This window comes from Moellerella wisconsensis, assembly GCF_022592395.1.
Lineage (GTDB): Bacteria > Pseudomonadota > Gammaproteobacteria > Enterobacterales > Enterobacteriaceae > Moellerella > Moellerella wisconsensis.
Genome location: NZ_CP093242.1, coordinates 1,062,177 through 1,078,045 on the forward strand (window position 1 = coordinate 1,062,177; position 15,869 = coordinate 1,078,045).

Annotated in this window: 33 protein-coding genes; 15 read left to right on the forward strand and 18 right to left on the reverse strand. The window is 41.6% G+C overall.

The window, feature by feature from the left end; translation table 11 throughout:
• Nucleotides 1-56: 56 nt before the first annotated feature.
• From MNY66_RS04585 to MNY66_RS17930, 12 genes are all read right to left on the reverse strand, one after another.
• Complete coding sequence (locus MNY66_RS04585; RefSeq protein WP_241501509.1) at nt 57-230, reverse strand: DUF7167 family protein; 174 nt, start codon at nt 228-230, stop codon at nt 57-59.
• Between the two features lie 35 nt (nt 231-265).
• Nucleotides 266-463, reverse strand: a complete 198-nt coding sequence (locus MNY66_RS04590) for a hypothetical protein (RefSeq protein ID WP_241501510.1) — start codon at nt 461-463, stop codon at nt 266-268.
• Between the two features lie 40 nt (nt 464-503).
• Nucleotides 504-743 carry a hypothetical protein gene (locus tag MNY66_RS04595; protein ID WP_241501511.1) on the reverse strand — a complete coding sequence of 80 codons (240 nt, stop codon included), beginning with the start codon at nt 741-743 and terminating at the stop codon, nt 504-506.
• Between the two features lie 15 nt (nt 744-758).
• Nucleotides 759-1,259: a single-stranded DNA-binding protein gene (gene ssb, locus MNY66_RS04600; protein WP_241501512.1), complete on the reverse strand. Its 501-nt coding sequence runs from the start codon at nt 1,257-1,259 to the stop codon at nt 759-761.
• Nucleotides 1,253-1,948 (reverse strand): lambda exonuclease family protein, encoded by a 696-nt coding sequence (locus tag MNY66_RS04605; RefSeq protein WP_420915505.1) that lies wholly within the window; start codon nt 1,946-1,948, stop codon nt 1,253-1,255. The genes ssb and MNY66_RS04605 overlap by 7 nt, the downstream gene beginning before the upstream one ends.
• Nucleotides 1,945-2,871: a recombinase RecT gene (locus tag MNY66_RS04610; protein ID WP_241501513.1), complete on the reverse strand. Its 927-nt coding sequence runs from the start codon at nt 2,869-2,871 to the stop codon at nt 1,945-1,947. Before MNY66_RS04610 ends, MNY66_RS04605 begins: the two co-directional genes overlap by 4 nt.
• On the reverse strand, nt 2,868-3,074 hold the full coding sequence (locus MNY66_RS04615; protein ID WP_241501514.1) for a hypothetical protein: 207 nt from the start codon (nt 3,072-3,074) through the stop codon (nt 2,868-2,870). The genes MNY66_RS04610 and MNY66_RS04615 overlap by 4 nt, the downstream gene beginning before the upstream one ends.
• Nucleotides 3,071-3,295 carry a hypothetical protein gene (locus tag MNY66_RS04620; RefSeq protein ID WP_241501515.1) on the reverse strand — a complete coding sequence of 75 codons (225 nt, stop codon included), beginning with the start codon at nt 3,293-3,295 and terminating at the stop codon, nt 3,071-3,073. Before MNY66_RS04620 ends, MNY66_RS04615 begins: the two co-directional genes overlap by 4 nt.
• Before the next feature lie 261 nt (nt 3,296-3,556).
• Complete coding sequence (locus MNY66_RS04625) at nt 3,557-3,817, reverse strand: hypothetical protein (protein WP_241501516.1); 261 nt, start codon at nt 3,815-3,817, stop codon at nt 3,557-3,559.
• 62 nt (nt 3,818-3,879) lie between these two features.
• Entirely contained in the window at nt 3,880-4,164 is a 285-nt protein-coding gene (locus MNY66_RS04630; protein WP_241501517.1) for a hypothetical protein, read from the reverse strand.
• An 8-nt stretch (nt 4,165-4,172) separates the two neighbouring features.
• Nucleotides 4,173-4,406 (reverse strand): hypothetical protein, encoded by a 234-nt coding sequence (locus MNY66_RS04635; protein WP_117162717.1) that lies wholly within the window; start codon nt 4,404-4,406, stop codon nt 4,173-4,175.
• Between the two features lie 22 nt (nt 4,407-4,428).
• Entirely contained in the window at nt 4,429-4,563 is a 135-nt protein-coding gene (locus tag MNY66_RS17930) for a hypothetical protein (protein ID WP_277627819.1), read from the reverse strand.
• 167 nt (nt 4,564-4,730) lie between these two features.
• Between MNY66_RS17930 and MNY66_RS04640 the strand changes: the two genes are divergently transcribed.
• The gene (locus MNY66_RS04640; RefSeq protein ID WP_241501518.1) at nt 4,731-5,240 is read left to right on the forward strand and encodes a hypothetical protein; all 510 of its coding nucleotides are present in this window, start codon (nt 4,731-4,733) and stop codon (nt 5,238-5,240) included.
• A 26-nt stretch (nt 5,241-5,266) separates the two neighbouring features.
• Here MNY66_RS04640 and MNY66_RS04645 read toward each other — a convergent pair whose 3' ends face one another.
• The 6 genes from MNY66_RS04645 to MNY66_RS04670 form a co-directional block, all read right to left on the reverse strand.
• Nucleotides 5,267-5,428, reverse strand: a complete 162-nt coding sequence (locus MNY66_RS04645) for a hypothetical protein (protein ID WP_156171050.1) — start codon at nt 5,426-5,428, stop codon at nt 5,267-5,269.
• 206 nt (nt 5,429-5,634) lie between these two features.
• Entirely contained in the window at nt 5,635-5,949 is a 315-nt protein-coding gene (locus MNY66_RS04650) for a transcriptional antitermination N peptide (RefSeq protein ID WP_241501519.1), read from the reverse strand.
• Nucleotides 5,950-6,308: 359 nt separating this feature from the next.
• A complete protein-coding gene (locus MNY66_RS04655) occupies nt 6,309-6,704 on the reverse strand; it encodes a hypothetical protein (protein WP_241501520.1) in 396 nt (131 codons plus the stop codon).
• Between the two features lie 14 nt (nt 6,705-6,718).
• Complete coding sequence (locus MNY66_RS04660; RefSeq protein ID WP_241501521.1) at nt 6,719-7,252, reverse strand: type II toxin-antitoxin system MqsA family antitoxin; 534 nt, start codon at nt 7,250-7,252, stop codon at nt 6,719-6,721.
• Nucleotides 7,253-7,265: 13 nt separating this feature from the next.
• Nucleotides 7,266-7,667 (reverse strand): hypothetical protein, encoded by a 402-nt coding sequence (locus MNY66_RS04665; RefSeq protein WP_241501522.1) that lies wholly within the window; start codon nt 7,665-7,667, stop codon nt 7,266-7,268.
• A 58-nt stretch (nt 7,668-7,725) separates the two neighbouring features.
• Entirely contained in the window at nt 7,726-8,370 is a 645-nt protein-coding gene (locus MNY66_RS04670; RefSeq protein ID WP_006657611.1) for a LexA family protein, read from the reverse strand.
• Between the two features lie 107 nt (nt 8,371-8,477).
• Between MNY66_RS04670 and MNY66_RS04675 the strand changes: the two genes are divergently transcribed.
• From MNY66_RS04675 to MNY66_RS04735, 14 genes are all read left to right on the forward strand, one after another.
• Nucleotides 8,478-8,687: a helix-turn-helix transcriptional regulator gene (locus MNY66_RS04675; protein WP_006657610.1), complete on the forward strand. Its 210-nt coding sequence runs from the start codon at nt 8,478-8,480 to the stop codon at nt 8,685-8,687.
• Nucleotides 8,688-8,794: 107 nt separating this feature from the next.
• Nucleotides 8,795-9,112: a CII family transcriptional regulator gene (locus MNY66_RS04680; protein ID WP_241501523.1), complete on the forward strand. Its 318-nt coding sequence runs from the start codon at nt 8,795-8,797 to the stop codon at nt 9,110-9,112.
• Between the two features lie 25 nt (nt 9,113-9,137).
• Nucleotides 9,138-9,305 (forward strand): hypothetical protein, encoded by a 168-nt coding sequence (locus MNY66_RS04685; protein WP_241501524.1) that lies wholly within the window; start codon nt 9,138-9,140, stop codon nt 9,303-9,305.
• A complete protein-coding gene (locus MNY66_RS04690) occupies nt 9,298-10,131 on the forward strand; it encodes a replication protein (RefSeq protein WP_047256741.1) in 834 nt (277 codons plus the stop codon). Before MNY66_RS04685 ends, MNY66_RS04690 begins: the two co-directional genes overlap by 8 nt.
• Nucleotides 10,131-11,501 (forward strand): replicative DNA helicase, encoded by a 1,371-nt coding sequence (locus MNY66_RS04695; RefSeq protein WP_047256742.1) that lies wholly within the window; start codon nt 10,131-10,133, stop codon nt 11,499-11,501. Before MNY66_RS04690 ends, MNY66_RS04695 begins: the two co-directional genes overlap by 1 nt.
• A gap of 25 nt (nt 11,502-11,526) precedes the next feature.
• Entirely contained in the window at nt 11,527-11,661 is a 135-nt protein-coding gene (locus tag MNY66_RS17935) for a hypothetical protein (protein WP_277629374.1), read from the forward strand.
• Between the two features lie 260 nt (nt 11,662-11,921).
• A complete protein-coding gene (locus MNY66_RS04700; protein WP_241501525.1) occupies nt 11,922-12,137 on the forward strand; it encodes a hypothetical protein in 216 nt (71 codons plus the stop codon).
• A gap of 223 nt (nt 12,138-12,360) precedes the next feature.
• Entirely contained in the window at nt 12,361-12,588 is a 228-nt protein-coding gene (locus tag MNY66_RS04705; protein ID WP_241501526.1) for a hypothetical protein, read from the forward strand.
• 9 nt (nt 12,589-12,597) lie between these two features.
• Nucleotides 12,598-13,041, forward strand: a complete 444-nt coding sequence (locus tag MNY66_RS04710) for a YbcN family protein (RefSeq protein ID WP_241501527.1) — start codon at nt 12,598-12,600, stop codon at nt 13,039-13,041.
• A 215-nt stretch (nt 13,042-13,256) separates the two neighbouring features.
• Nucleotides 13,257-13,451: a hypothetical protein gene (locus MNY66_RS04715; RefSeq protein ID WP_241501528.1), complete on the forward strand. Its 195-nt coding sequence runs from the start codon at nt 13,257-13,259 to the stop codon at nt 13,449-13,451.
• Nucleotides 13,448-14,110, forward strand: coding sequence for a metallophosphoesterase (locus MNY66_RS04720; RefSeq protein ID WP_241501529.1), 663 nt, complete (start codon nt 13,448-13,450; stop codon nt 14,108-14,110). The genes MNY66_RS04715 and MNY66_RS04720 overlap by 4 nt, the downstream gene beginning before the upstream one ends.
• 60 nt (nt 14,111-14,170) lie before the next feature.
• Nucleotides 14,171-14,461 carry a DUF1364 domain-containing protein gene (locus tag MNY66_RS04725; protein WP_241501530.1) on the forward strand — a complete coding sequence of 97 codons (291 nt, stop codon included), beginning with the start codon at nt 14,171-14,173 and terminating at the stop codon, nt 14,459-14,461.
• Nucleotides 14,458-14,826: a RusA family crossover junction endodeoxyribonuclease gene (locus MNY66_RS04730; protein ID WP_241501531.1), complete on the forward strand. Its 369-nt coding sequence runs from the start codon at nt 14,458-14,460 to the stop codon at nt 14,824-14,826. The genes MNY66_RS04725 and MNY66_RS04730 overlap by 4 nt, the downstream gene beginning before the upstream one ends.
• Before the next feature lie 183 nt (nt 14,827-15,009).
• Entirely contained in the window at nt 15,010-15,771 is a 762-nt protein-coding gene (locus MNY66_RS04735) for an antitermination protein Q (protein ID WP_241501532.1), read from the forward strand.
• Nucleotides 15,772-15,869: the final 98 nt, after the last annotated feature.

The following is a 15,869-nucleotide window of genomic DNA, read 5'->3' on the forward strand; positions in this document are numbered from 1 at the left end:
TTAAAGCAGGAATCATACTCACATCCATGTGACTAATCCACTGTCAAAATCTCTCCTTACTCTTCTGGTTTCACCCACCATTCACAGACATTACCCATGAACTCACCGATAAGCTGATTTTGCTGTTCAAGTGATAATTTATTCCATTCATCCTCTGTTATATCTAGCTCAGTTGAGCATTCAGATCCGACAGCATTAGTGGCTGCATGCAAATACATCTGCTTATCCATATTCATTCCTCTTCATTGCATCCCTGCGAGTTGATTTATTCCTTATCCCAATCTGGATATAGCTTTACCAGTTCACGAATTAATGGTCTGGCATATTGGTTTGGGATGTTTATATAATCAAAGTTGGGGTTTCCTGTGTTTTCTCCTATTTCTAGAACGTCACTAAATCTTCCTATTCTTATTTCTTTTGCTTCGCCTTCAAATTCGATATCAATATAGCTATTTAATTTCATATCTATCTCCTGTTTGCATCCTTGCAAATATATCCTTTGGTTATTTGATATTTTTCTTAATTAGGTAAGAAAGAAAACGTAATGCTCGCTGATAGAATTCAGGTCTATCATCCCAAATATTGTAGCCAGCATATCCAGTGTCGGATTCATACGGCTCAGACGGATACTTCTTGAATATTCTCGCTTTGGCTTCAGCTTTAATTGCTGCTTCCTTGCTGAAATATCGCCTATTCCTAGTTGACGAGTAATAGACTTTTGCCACCTCAGTAGTTACAGGCATGGTTATATCCTTTGGTTAAATCACATAAATAGCGTGGCGCGGGTAGGGGAGTCCGATAGGCGCGAATGGGATGTCATCTGAGAAGTCCATCGGTGGTTCGTTGTGCTGAGCTGGTTGCCTTTGCTGTGACTGTTGAGGTTGCCCCCATCCACCTTGTTGCTGTGTTGATTGTGACTGTGGTTTCTTGTCTAGAAACTTCACGATGCCGTCCATGCCCACAGTGACCTCAGTCGAATATTTATCTTGGCCTGATTGGTCTTGCCATTTTCTAGTCCTGAATTTTCCCTTTACAAAAACTAGTGAACCTTTTTTAAGATACTCACCAACGTTCTCGGCTAGTTTTCCGAACACAACAACACGTATCCATTCAGTTTTTTCTTTTTGCTCACCAGACTTTTTATCTCTCCATCGTTCAGAGCATCCGATAGACATAGTTGCGATAGCGTCACCGCTAGGTTGGTATCGAATTTCAGGGTCATTACCAAGATGACCAATAATATTTACTTCGTTTAGCACGGCTTACTCCACTGATTGCCAAATTGAACACCTAATTTATTTAAACCCTGATCCATTACTTCAATGAACTCGGGTACGAATTCGTCGAATTCTTTCATCATTTTTTCGTCACGAACGACAGGGAAATATGCGATTTCTTTCCCTGCTGGCATCCGAGGGTCATAGTTTGCAAAGTGCCAGATATCCTTACCTGTAACCCACATGGAATATTGAACTTGAGCCACATATTCCCTTTTCATTGCATCGATTCCATTCAATGCTAAGTCTATAAATACGTCCGTGTTATTTGGGCATTTAAGCTCTAATCCTGAGCCATCACTACAAATTCCGTCCGGTGAGCAAGCTATCCGTAGTTGCTCATCTTTGAATATTATTGGCACTTCCTTTGCCGTTAACCCGGTGTAAAACTCGAATGTCATCCTTGCTTCTAATTCGTAGTTTTTACCCCATTCCAGCGTCCTCGCTGATACTTCCTTGTAAACTCCCGTGCAGACTTCACCAATAAGGGTGTTTAAATATGTTTTCTTTGTGTCTGGCCATTTATTGCCGGACCTTGGTTTAGAGATAACTTTCCATGCCTCTGAGGCGGTTACAACTCCTAACCTGATTGACAACCACTCTTCGCTTCCTTGCTCTACTTTGGTTAAATCGATACCTGTTTTGCTTAGAATGATGTCATTGCTAATCATTTTCCTGTTGCCTTTTTCCTTAGCATGTCAATGATCACATTTGCCTCAAATGCGGTTATCTCAGTAGGGTGTAATATTGTGCGCTTGAATTTTTTGCTAATGAATTCCATAAATGCATCACTCCATTCGCCATCTACCTTGATCATGAGCGCTGTGATTTCATTCATTTGCTGTTCACTAGCGGGAGTAACATCACGAGGCTGTGACTGTTCATTTTTAAAGTCGATGCCTTCACCAGCTTCGGTGTTAACGTAGTCAATGGCTTGGTCTAGTCGTTCTCTGCGAGGCCAGTATTTAGCAGCTTGCTTAACAACAGTTTTCAGTATCATTTGCTCTTCATCTGTAACCCAAGGGCATTTTGCCTTTTTGGATATCCAAGCTTTCCAAGCTGATGACCTATCACGGATTGCATAGATATCTGCAATAGCCATTGTGTGAGTTAAGTAGTCGCCATCTTCTGTTTTGACTACCGTGTAAGCGCCGACTATTTCGCCTCTTTGCTCTTGTGTGGCAAAGGCGTTGTATTCATGGCGAGGTGCGGTATCTATTGAGGTGAGCTGAAAGTTATCATTCTGGCGTACAATACTTGATTGGCACCACTTGATAGCGCCTGACTGCTGGGCTATATGCATTAATCCCATGTAGCTAATATCTAGGCATACTTTCTTATCACGAGGAACTAAGTAAGCTAGTTTTTGCGCTGGGTTTAAGCTAATGCCAATTGCCGCAATATTCATTACAGCACTTCGAACTGAAACAACGTTATTCACCGCGACATTTGCCAGAAAGTCATTATTAGCAAATATCTGCATAGCAAATTCAGACTCCCTTTTAAATGCTATGCTTGGCTCGCTGCATACCTGCTCAAACTCCGTTTTAAGCGGGTTAATAATTTCATATACCTTTTGAACTGCTGTGCTCACAATAGCCTCCTTTCGCTTTTTGCAGCCTCAAAAAAAGCGTTCCATGCTTCATCTGATTCTTGAGTGGTCATTTTCCTTATGACCGATGAGGGAAGGGCATCATAAAACCGCTGAGCCATTTCATTAGTTAGCTCATCATCCTGATTTGCTAGGTGCTCATGGTCTGGAATATTGACGAAATTTTCATACTCTGAAATTCTCATGCTGCCTCCTTGGCCATCTTCGCAATTTCCGTTTGCACCATATCCAATAACTCAGCTAGCGATCCATGCTTGGCTGCATGACTAATTGCTCCTTCAAATGGGCTTTCCATAGCCAAAAATAGCGCGTCCGTGTCGCCGGTTACTGCTATTACATCGCGTGATTCGATGATTATTTCACCGTCCTTGGTGTAGGCTCCTCCATGTTTAATTGTTACGGCCATAAATGGCTCCTAGTTCAAAAAAGACGGGAGTAAGATAAAAGTCATAACCACTATCGTTGCAAAGTAGAGCTTCCAACTTGGCTCATCTTTTTTTGTTTGACGCTTGCTTGCTATAGGGGCTCGAGTGGCTTGCGGTTTGCTTGGCTTAACCATGAATCCATCTCGCATTGCACGGTTATATTTCTGATTTGTATGCATGATTAATCCTCACGTATCTTTCGATAGCGATAGTTATTTGGGGTCTGGTGTTGGTGCGGTGGGTTAGATTCCGAGGCTTTTGGCTAATTCAACAGCTTTATTTAATCCGCCTCGTTTGACGCTTCGCTTGTGCTGATATTTGTTTGTTGTCGGATAAAATAGAACCTTTCCTTTCTTTGTTTGAAAGTGAATAGTTCCACTTGAATCTCTCGTGTACGGAATATCTATATCCTTTAGTTGCTCCGTATTATTTTTTAGTCGTGCTGCTTTTCGCTCTTTTACCATTTCCTTGTATGCGCGAAAATCATCTCCTACATCACCCATAATTAATTCCTTATGTGCGTATTCCTCACTATTAATAGCGATATGAATGATTAAGTGGTGGGTTACTGCTGACCGGGGGCTCTTGCGAACTTGATTATTGCTTTGACTCTTTTATCAAAATAGCTATATTCCTGCATTTCACGCAATCTAGAGCCGTCACCTAGAAAGTGATATCCATATAAATATCGAGCCTCAGAAAGCGACTCAGCCATCACCTCATGAAGGTGACCTCTTATAATTAATGATTCACATCCACATCTAGCGCCGTTAGCGAGCATTTTAGCTCCTTCCTTCGTGTGAAAATCAATTGCCTTTGTGATTGTCTCTATTGCCTTGCTATTGTCCATATCACCCCCTAAAGTTTAGCGACAACTTCGTCATAATTAACTTCAAAGTCTTTGCAGGTTTCTTTCAAATCGTTAAAGTTAATTGCGTGATTTAAGGCGCTAACTTCATCCTGAGTTAACTGCCCGTCATGGCAATCACCAAATCCAACCGATAACAATTTACCGCCTAGTATCTCCGTGCCAGCATTTACAGACGGCTCCTTGCCATCTTCATACTCAACTACGAATGTCATCTTTCCCATGTCATACTCCATCCGTTATTAACTAAACACGCCTTGCTGCTTGTCTAGCAAATTTCTTTGTATGCCCAAGAGCCATTAAGCGTTTTACTTCAACATCTCGCATGTGTTTTTTCTCAGCTTTACTATTGAATGAATGGCTAATGCCAAAGCTTCCCATCTCTATCTCCTATCTATTAATCAACTCACCACAGCCCACCTTGATGGGCTGTAATTAGTTAACTGTGCCCGTTTATTTATCCACTTAGGGCGTCAGTGGTTTCTTTAGTCCCCACCAAAGAAATCGGTTACAATGTATTCACCCCACCAAAAGAAAAGGAAAACTAAATGCGAGTGCTTTCTGAGAGGCAGGATATGATTATCAATACAATTAATAATCGAGACTTTTTAATGAGTCCGATGAGTAAAGAAAAATATAATGAATTAATCGAGCAAATTGGTGAGGACGCTCTAACTAATGAAATATACTATTTAGTTCAAGCTGGGCTCGTTGATAGAAAAGCTATAATTCATAGTAAGACAAGTGGCTTTTTCTTAGATGAAGAAAACATTTCATTAACAGCAGCTGGCGTTGATTACGCTAATGCTGACGCTATCGGTAATAAGCTTAATGTTGTTAACATTCAAATACATCAAAACACACTTGATAAATTAGAATCAATGATTAAGGCTTCTGATATCTCTGATGCAGAGAAAAAATCATTACTTCAATTAATCAAAGAGAAAGGTTCTGATGCTGTTATTGGTCGCATGGTTGATTACGCATTCGCTAATGTAGGCATTGCTACGAAACTATTTGTAGAGGCAGCAAAAGATAAACTTGGCTTCCATGATTAACTAGCCCATCCGTGGGCTTTAAACTTTTAGTTTATCGCCGCCCATTCTCTAGAATATCTGCGATTAAGCAGCGCCATATCTACTGCCATTTTTCGAGTTACATCGCAACGACGGTTAACTTTTGCCATCGCCATATATTTACGCTGCGTTTCTTTATACTCTTGTGCGTGTAATTGAGCTGTTGTCATATCTATCCCCTCGCTGTGATGCTTCCATCACTCATAATCGGCTTGCGTAGCCGTGGTTGCTTGCGTGTGTCGCATTCCTGCGAGCGTTTCTAATCTTCACCAGTTCATGGTCAGTAGCGTCTTTATGATGCTGCCTTATATGCATAGCTGGCGTTCTGGTGTCGAAATCTTTATGACATACCGGACAGTTGATGATGAATTTCACGTTATGCCCTCGCTGTGACTTCTCCAGACTCTAATAATGTTCCTGACTTACGATATTTAGCTGAGTAAATACTAGAATTTGGCAAGCAGGTATTATCTGCTGTGTCATAAACTTTAGTGCTGCGAACTGAAATTGCTTTTTCAACTCGGCTAATTGGTTTGCGTGTTAGTGATAAGGCAGGGCGTTTTATTTCTTCTACTGATTCGCCATGTATTGCAGTTTTTAATCTTTCAGTTAATCCGTGCGCTTCCTGCAATGCTTTTCTGCGTTCCATTCTGCGTGATCTGGCGTTGTTATAGCCGTGAAAGTTACACATGATTTTCTCCTTACAGTTTGCTTTGGTGATTGGTGGTAGCGCACTCATCTACCATTCACGCTTAGCGGAGCGATGACCAATCCCAAAACATACTGTCTTTGGTTTGCGCTTTTACAGCGCTATCTGCTTAAAGAGCTAACATCCTGTTTATCTATGGCTCCTTGCCTTCGATGAGTAGTATATTCACAAATTGTGATTTTAATGTCAACCACAAAATGTGTTTATTTGATTGTTATTGAATTAACGTGATGATTTGAAATGGAAAATATTTTATTTATAGACACGGTTTGTGTCAGAGATCACACTGGCGGGGAATTGCGGGCACAAAAAAGCCCTCGCGGGGAGGGCTGGGGGTATGGTTATTCAAAAAAATCAAATGGGTCTTTATTGAAGTCCAAAAATGGGATGCTGAAATCTCTATATCCAGATAGAAGCAAAACGCTCTCTATATATGATTTTATGTATGGATAGGCTAGTGCTGGCGCTGTTTTACGTGCAACTTCTGATTTGTGGAAATCATCAGCAACACTTTCGCTTAGCTTAAAATAAAAATTGTAGCCTATTGAAATGGTGACATTATCTTTTACTGTAACTATCACAGGATAATTAATTCTGACCATTTTTTTATCTTGATCATGAGCGTAAACCGTTGAGCCTATATTAACAGTAATTGGTTGCTCCTGTTCAATCTGCCCCTTTGTAAGGGACTCCATTGTCAGCTGATCAACTCGTTTGTGCGTTAGTTCAATATCCATTGGTAATCTCTATTTTAGCAAACTAATTGTTTTGCAGACTTGCCATGCGAGTAATGAGAGAATTCTATATATTGGCTCGGAACTTCTTTTTGTATAGAGGCTTTTATTATTTTATTTAAGTGCATTTTACTAGTCGATATTCCTGCCTGTTCACACAGGTCTAAGAAAACAACCTCATGTTTGTAAGCGGTACGGATGAATTTGTCCATAGCGACTGACTGAATAACATCGTCATGCTCATATTTAGTGAATGAGTTAGGCCCGCCACCAAATATTGCGGATGCTTGTTGTTGAGTTATTCCTAATTCTTTGCGAATTTCTTTTAATTCCTTACCAGTTAATAAGCCATCAACCTGCTTATGGAAAGCAGTAACAGACCTTTTATTAAACTTAGCATCGTCAGCAGTTGCTATTTCAGAACCACATTCATCACAGATAGAATATTTAGTATTTAAAGCTTTCTTTATGGTTTTGTATTCAAATTCAACAGATTCCACTGTCGAACTAAGGTGGCCCAATCCGCACACAGGGCATATTTCTTTTTTCATATTCACCTCAATGCTATAGATGGCAAGATACAGCAAGCAACAACACACCGTTTTGACCAACGCAAAACTTAACAAAATACTCATCTATAACTTCTTTAGATTGGCTATCTGACCAGACTCTTTTTTTATAAACATATGAATCGCATGCTACAAAATTTCCGTCAGGTCTATCAGTACACCACTCTGAATCTTTATACCTACCAAGAGTAACCGCATCCTTAATTAGACTAAGTAACTCATCATTATCTAAACGAAGATTTGCAGTATCATTTTTACATTTCCTTGTCCAAGGAATGGCTTGAACCGCTGAAATGACTTGATCCTCAGTGTATAGTGGGCCGCCTAATATCTTCCTAGCATCACCGTCCGCAGGTGGCGAGTTTTTATACTGACTTAAAATCTTTCGATTTACCATTATGGTAACTTCCCTATCTTTCTGTCAATAAAAATCCAACTTATTTATTCCCCACACCCTAAAACGTGTCGTCAGGCCACTGAGACTTAACCACTTTGCCTATAATCTGGCAGTTGCCATTAATCGGTATCATTTCGAACCGTGGGTTTAATGGCTCAAGGTATTCTGTTTCACCTTCTCGAATTAGACGCTTAAATGTGAACTCATCGTTCATCAGGCGAGCTATACAGAAGTCACCAAAGCTAACCTCTTGCTCAGGGTCAACAAGTATCAGCATCCCTTCAGGGAAGCTAGGACGCCCACCTTGTGGGGCTGTCATCGAGTGACCTTCAACTTCTAACCAGAATGCACTATCGCTTGCCTTCTTGGCTGTTGGTATCCATGCGATGGCATCGCTTCTAGTGTATGCGTTGCTATTTTCAGTAAAAGCCCCTGCTTGCACCTTGGAAAATAGAGGGTACTCATAGTTGCTAACAACCTGATCACTTCTATCACCAAACATCAATTCCGCAGGTGAAACACCTAAAGCTTCGCTGATAACTAAAGCATCATCAGCACTTATCTTTCTTTCCCCAAGTTCATAATTTCCAATTCTAGAGGCTGCGGAATATCCGCACAGCTTTGCAAGTTGCGCTTGACTTAACCCTCTAGATTCACGAATAGACTTCAGTCTCTCGCCAATTATTTCATTTATTTTTTTCATGGTTATCTTTTAACACAAAACGTGATGTAAGTATTTAAACGATTCGTGATTGACAGTTAATCACATATTGTGTGTAATAGGGGTTGTAGACATGGAGGATACACACAATGAATAACATCGCAGAACAGCGAAAAAAATTAGGAATTTCTCAGGCTGTTTTGGCTTCATCAATCGGATGGGGTCAATCTCGTATTGCAAACTACGAGCTAAGTATTAGAACGCCTAGCCTTAATGATTGTCGAGTAATCGTTGAGGCATTACAGAAACTTGGTGCGAAATGCTCATTAGATGACGTTTTCCCACCTCAAGCTGCATAACTTTACCGCTCTTTAACACCTCTGCGCTGAAAAACGCGCACTTCAAAACTCAACTCACAGGATCGTGAGCAACGGAATAACTGTTTTTCTATGAAGGAATATAAACAATGGACTACGCAACTACACGCAATGTACGGGCAATTGAGGCTCGTATTCGTAAAGGAATCATCTTAACCACCCCTAAGCAAGTAGCTAAGGCTGTTGGAGTACACGAATCTCAAATCACTAGATGGCAAGCTGAGAACGGCTTTGTTGAGAAGGCGGCAAGACTGTTGGACGCAATAGGGTTCGATGCACCAATTCAAGATGTGATTATTCAGGGTGATGAGGCTAGGGCATTAATTCAGATGCTAGAGCATATCAGATACCCAAAAAGAAAAACCTCAAAGGCGGCAACCGATGAGGCTCAGATGGAACTTATTTAACTTTAGTAAGCAGGAGTAATTATACATGAGAAATAAATTTAATTACAGCGCTGCGCATAAAAACGTCATGCGTGATCGGGCTAATCGCTCGGTCACTGAGCAGGGAGCTAAGGCACTCAGGTCAGCATTGGAAGATGCAAAATTACGGCTTGAGCATCGTCAGGAAGTCACAGGAGGGAAACAGCATGGGTAACGTTGCATACGCTGATTTTGGCAACCAACGACAGCAAGAGAGGCCGAAAGTGGCAAACCTTGAAGATGGCTATACCAGAATTGCTAATGACCTTCTTGAGGCTGCTATGTCGTCTGATTTGACGGCTAGGCAACTAAAAGTATTTCTGGCAATAGTTAGAAAAACATATGGGTTTAGTAAAAAACTGGACCGAATCACAAATACTCAAATAGCTTCAATGACAGGCATTCATCACACTCATGTATGCAAGGCCAAAAATGAAATGATAGCTATGAATATTGTTATTTCATCAGGTAATCAAATAGGAATTAACAAGGCATTCAATGAGTGGAAATTTGACATTAGCCAATCTAGCGAAACATTAGCCAAGTCAGCTAATGAAAGATTAGCTAAAGTAGCTAACAAGGATAAGCCAAGTCAGCTAAACACAAAAGAAACTCTTTCAAAAGAAAAGAAAGAAAGTAATACACCCCTTACCCCTCAAGAGGTGAAAGGGGGAGAATTGACTAAACCTTCTAAGCGAAAATCTCAACCAGTTAACTACGACGAATATCTCAATGCCTACAACGAGGAAGTTGGAGATAGATTACCTCACGCTGTTGAAGCCAATGAGAAACGTAAAACTCGGATCAGGAAAATAATCAAAAACCTCGCAACGCAAAATGTTGATGGGTGGCGGGCCTATGTTCGAGCCTTTGTGAGAATGGCTAAGCCATTTTATTTTGGTGAAAATAATACAGGCTGGACCGCAGATATTGATTATTTACTGAGAGACACAACTCTGACAGGGGTTCGTGAAGGGAAATTTGCTGACAGGGGATTCTAATGGTCAACAACCAAATCGAAGCTAGCGTGATCGGCGGCTTGCTACTCGAAGGATTAACACTCAACGCATCAGATGTGCTAGCCACCTTGAAACCTGAAGCATTCGGATCTCATTTCTACCGTGAAGCCTACAAAGTTATCCAGAAGCAAGCCAAGACTCGCGGCATGATTGATTTAATGATGGTTGCCGAGGCTATGGGCGATAAACATTTCGCCGATATCATGCAAGCTGCTAAAGACTGCCCAAGCGCAGCAAACTTGAAAGGCTATGCTTCGATGGTAGCCGATAATCACAACCGGCGTGAAATGATTAGTTTGATGGATCAGCATCGCCACGTTATCGAATCGGGAACAATTGACGCAGCAGCCGAAGCAATGGACCAACTCATCAAAAAGGCCAATGAGCTACGGGCCGCTAACGATGAGATTAAACCTGTTCACACCAAGGACCTGATAGCTGATTTTACAGAGGTACTGGAGCAACGCCTAACCAATGGCGATGAATCCGACACGCTAAAAACAGGTATTCATGAGCTTGATGAAATTACAGGCGGCATTAACCCTGTTGACCTAGTGATTATCGCTGCACGTCCTGCAATGGGAAAAACAGAAATGGCTCTGCGGATCACCGAAGGAGTAGCCTCACAGGTTGATAAACAAACGGGCCGAAAAAAAGGCGTTTTAATTTTCTCAATGGAAATGAGTTCTCGCCAAATTATTGAGCGCCAAATTGCTGGAGCGTCTGGCCTGTCAGTTTCATCACTGAGAAACCCTGCAAAAATGGACGATGAAGGATGGGCTAGAGTTTCAAGTGGAATTGGGCAAGTTCAAGATTTAGATGTTTGGGTTGTTGATGCTAGTAAGTTAGATGTGGACCAAATAAGAGCCATAGCAAAACGCCATAAGCAGCAATACCCAGCACTAGCACTAATCCTTGTCGATTACTTGGGTCTGATAGAAAAACCGAAAGCAGAGCGTAATGATTTGGCGATCGGTTATATATCTTCAAACCTAAAAGGCATGGCTAAAGAGCTGCTAACCCCAGTTATCTCACTGAGCCAGTTATCTCGTGAAGTTGAGAAGCGCCCTAACAAACGGCCTACCAACGGTGACCTACGGGATTCAGGCAGTATTGAGCAAGATGCGGACCTGATCGTCATGCTTTATCGTGACGCGGTTTACAATGAGAACTCATCAGCGGCCCCATATGCTGAAGTGATCGTAACTAAAAACCGCTTTGGGAAAACGGGGACCGTGTACCAGCGATTTAAAAATGGCCACTTTATGGATGTGGACCAGATGGAAGCCGCTAATGCTTGTCTGCAAAGCAGTAAACCCCAGCAACGCCGATTCCAAGGCGCAGACGTGTAACACACCAAATCATAAGGACTTCTAGATGTCAGATTGGTTATTTCTAATCGCCGTCACTTACATTTTGATTATGACGGCATCAAGTGAATATGGCGCATGGTGGTCTAACTTTTTACTATCAATTGTCGCTATGTCAATAATTTACAGCCACAAAGGGTAGAGGTGTTGAGTGATGAAATGGCATCAGAAGGCACTCGTCAGGATATTTAGTAGCAACACGCTGGCATTTCTATTTCAACTTATCGCTTGGGGCTTAGTATCACTCCTAATAGCGATAGATAAGTTAGGCGAGTTTAATCTTCATGTTTATCTAGGGGCATTGCCAATAGTGATTATTCAGGCGTTAGTGATGACATGCCTAATAAGGTGGATGTTTAAGTTTTGCACTAAGAATATCAATATTAATTAGAGGTGTGAGTGATGAAAGGAACAACGTTAACAGAGCTGAATGATGCATACGAAAATCAAGCGATGACATTAACTCAGAGAAAATACAGTGCTGCCTCTTTGGCAGGCACTTCCGGGTACGACATATTTTTTCGTGAGACAGTAATTAACTATAAGAAGTTAATCCCACGCGGAAAGGCGTTCATTCGGTTATTAACTTTATGTCAGCAGGATTATTTTTATGACTAGGGCGGTATCTAATGCAGGGAACTAATTGGGTTAAGGTGAGTGAGAAATTGCCTAACGATTACGCAGTAGTTTTGACTAAAAACAATGGTGCAAATACTAGAGCTATATTTATCTACGATGAGCAGAAAAAGCCAGTTTTTATTCACTTTAGTAGAAACGGGAAAAGCAGAATATTGGGCAATGTAACTGAGTGGTACTCACCACCAATGCCAGAGGGTGAGTGATGGAATCACCACTTGCACGAATGATTAAGCAACAGGTATTTGACGCCAACGTTGACAGGCTTGTGGCACTCAACGATGAGCAATGGGATTTCATACTGAATGACCAAGATAATGATGGAGCTTGGGCTGGAGGTCATTTTTTTGGTCACGATTATGACGAGTGGGAGATTTTAGTTGCCCACAATATCAAATATGTGAAAACAGGATTACGGGAGCCGTTGTTATAGGAGACTAACTTGGAAGCAGATTTCCTCTTCCACGAATCAACCAAAACCACAGCATGGCAACACCTCAAAGAAGCTCTAGCAACAAACCAACCACACCGAATCATCATCAAGCCTTGGAAGTCTACGCGATCACTATCTCAGAATGCCGCTTTCCATATGTGGTGCGGAGAGATAAGTAAATATCTGTGTAAGAAAAAGTCTAATTTCACGCCTGAGACCGTCAAGGAGATGTTAAAGCATACATTCCTAGGCTATGAGGTCGCTGAAATGATAGACGCCACCACGCAAGATATAGAGCGCGTCAGGACGCTACGAAAAACATCAAAGTTAGATACAGGTGAAATGTTCCACTTCATGGAGCAGGTTGAATGCTGGGCGGCCGGTATAGGTTGTCTCGTGACAATCCCAAGCAATTCGGAATACATGAAACTCAAGGAGCAGCAAGAGCGATGAATACGTTTGAATACTTACATTTGGTTCTCGTTCCAGTAGCTAAAAGATTCAAAGCAGATAGACCAATGAACGATGGTCTTTACGTGACAATCCATCACGCAAAGTCTTGCAGAGTTAAATTTATGAGCAAGCGCATTGAAAGGAATTGGCAGAAATTTTGCGCAGAACATGAGCTAAAAAATGATAGTTCACTGGAATATTGATAGGGAGATTAAATGAACAGATTACAAATAGCGATAGCAGGGATAGGCGCTAAGTTAGGGTTATCGTTAGTCTCAAATCCCGAGCCATTTATCCCGTGGGTTATGGAGAATGAACGCCAAGTTTACAGCTACCCCACATCAACTAATCGTATCACAGGTCACGCAAAGATAAACCGAGCAGCCAAGAAGCGGAGGGCGAGAAAGTGAGCGAAGAACGCAACGGAATTTATCTCAGAATCGATGGTGATCAATATCGGCATATTTGGGCGGTTGGCGACATTCACGGATGTTTCAATCTATTAAAAAGAAACATGCATCGAGTTGATTTTGATAAAGAAAAAGATTTATTAATTTCAGTGGGCGACTTAATAGATAGGGGTGATCAAAACGTCGAATGCCTAGACTTGATTAATGAAAAATGGTTCAGGGCTGTGCGTGGCAATCATGAGCAAATGGCTATTGATGCTTTGTTTAATGGAGCGCCTTCCCATAACTGGCTCTATAACGGCGGCGATTGGTTTTTCATGCAGGACTACGATAACGAAGTTTTATCCCGATCCTGCCTAGCTAAAGCGAAGCAACTACCACTAATTATCGAGGTCAATGTGAACGATAAAAAGACGGTCATTGCACATGCTGATTATCCATCCGATGAATACGCGTTCGGCAAACCAGTAGATGAACAGTATGTAATTTGGAGCCGTGAGCGTATTGGTGACGAGAATGTGCGTGAAATTAAAGGCGCTGATCTGTTTCTATTTGGGCACACACCAATGATTAAAGGCACAGTTAAGCGAGCCAATCAAGAGTATATCGACACTGGTGCGGTGTTTGGCTATGGGCTGACTATGAGGCAGATAAAATGATTAGAACCCGACATGTGATTATACTCTTTTCGATTGTCACTTTAGCGATGGGGGTTATGTATGGCTAACTTACGTAAAGAGGCAAAAGGTCGAGAGTGCCAAGTAAGGATCCCTTCGGTATGTAATGGCAATTCTGAAACTGTAGTGGGTGCTCATTATCGAATGGCAGGATTATGCGGCACGGGGTGTAAGCCTAGCGATTTGTTTATAGCTTGGGCGTGTAGTGCTTGCCATGACGAAACTGACCGCAGAACTCATTATGTTGACTCTGGCTACGCAAGGCAATGTCACCTAGAGGGCGTAATGCGAACACAGGATGTATTGCTAAGGGAGGGAAAGATTAAGGCATGAATGAATATCACCTTAAACTACCGTGGCCACCGAGCAATAACACGTATTGGCGACATTGTAGAGGCAGGCACTACATATCACCCAAAGGCACAAACTACCGAAAGAAAATAACCGATTATATAGAGCAGCAAAACCTAGATATCAAAACCACTTCCCGCATCAAAATAGTCATCACTGCAAACCCACCTGATAAACGTAAAAGAGACCTCGATAACCTGCCTAAAGCTGTTTTCGATTCCCTTACTCATGCCAATTTTTGGGATGACGACGAGCAGATAGATGATTTCCGCATAAGGCGTGGCGAGAAAGTTAATGGTGGATCCTTGGATATCACGATATGGGAGATAGAAGATGCTAGCGCTTAACCTATGTGACGCAATACAAAAAGCTAGAGGTTGCCATTTAGATCACGGCTTTCATTATGCCGTTATCCAGAGGAAAGGGAACATATTAAAAGTCGTAGCGCATAGCAGAGCAACCAAAGGTCGGCAGCACGTAGCTTACACTACTCACTCGGATAGATATCACACTGTATTGCCGGAGGTAAGATGAACCTAGAAAGCACAGTAAAATATCATTTTGCCAAGTCTACCTCGATATCTGATTCACCCAGAGCTACATCACCAGATTCGCTAACAGGAACTGATGTGATGGGGGCTATCGGCTATTGCCAAAGTAAGGAGTCATTCGGCTTTTCTGCGTTCTCTGGAAAGATGGAGATTAGCCAGAATGACAAGGTGAGAGCGGTACAGTTATTAACTCAATATGCTTTGAAACATTGCGATAAGGTTGCAGCCTTACGCAAACTAGATGGAAAGGTTAAAGCAAAGGCGATGCAAATTCTCGCAAAATTCGCATATGAGGATTATTGCAGGTCTGCCGCAAGCGTTACCGAATGTAAATGCTGTCGAGGAAAGGGGTTCAAAACCAAGGCCATCAAAGTAAGAAAGGTAGTTGAGGGATCCATCAGGTTAGTTGACGATGCTGAGCAGGTCATGTGTGATAAATGCAATGGGAAGGGGGTTATTTCTTGTGCGTGCAATGACTGCAAAGGCCGTGGAGAATCCATTGATTTAGTAAAAATGAAAGAGACTGGCGAAGTAGTCAAAAAAACCTGCAAACGTTGCTGTGGGCGTGGTTATGAGCGAGTTCCTGCAAGTAAGGCGTTTGCTGTTGTAGCTAGATACACACCGGACATTAGCATTGCTACGTGGAAAAAAAACATTAAACCTTTTTATGATTTATTAATTAACGAGTGCGAAAAAGCGGAAAATAACGCTGATTGCATACTAAAAAAGGTAACTAATTAATATCTAATATTCCTAATGACTAATTGCAAAAATCTCTTTTCTGTGGTAACTTGACTCTAATAGTGGGAGTTTTGCAATTTATTCTCTCGGAAAGAAAA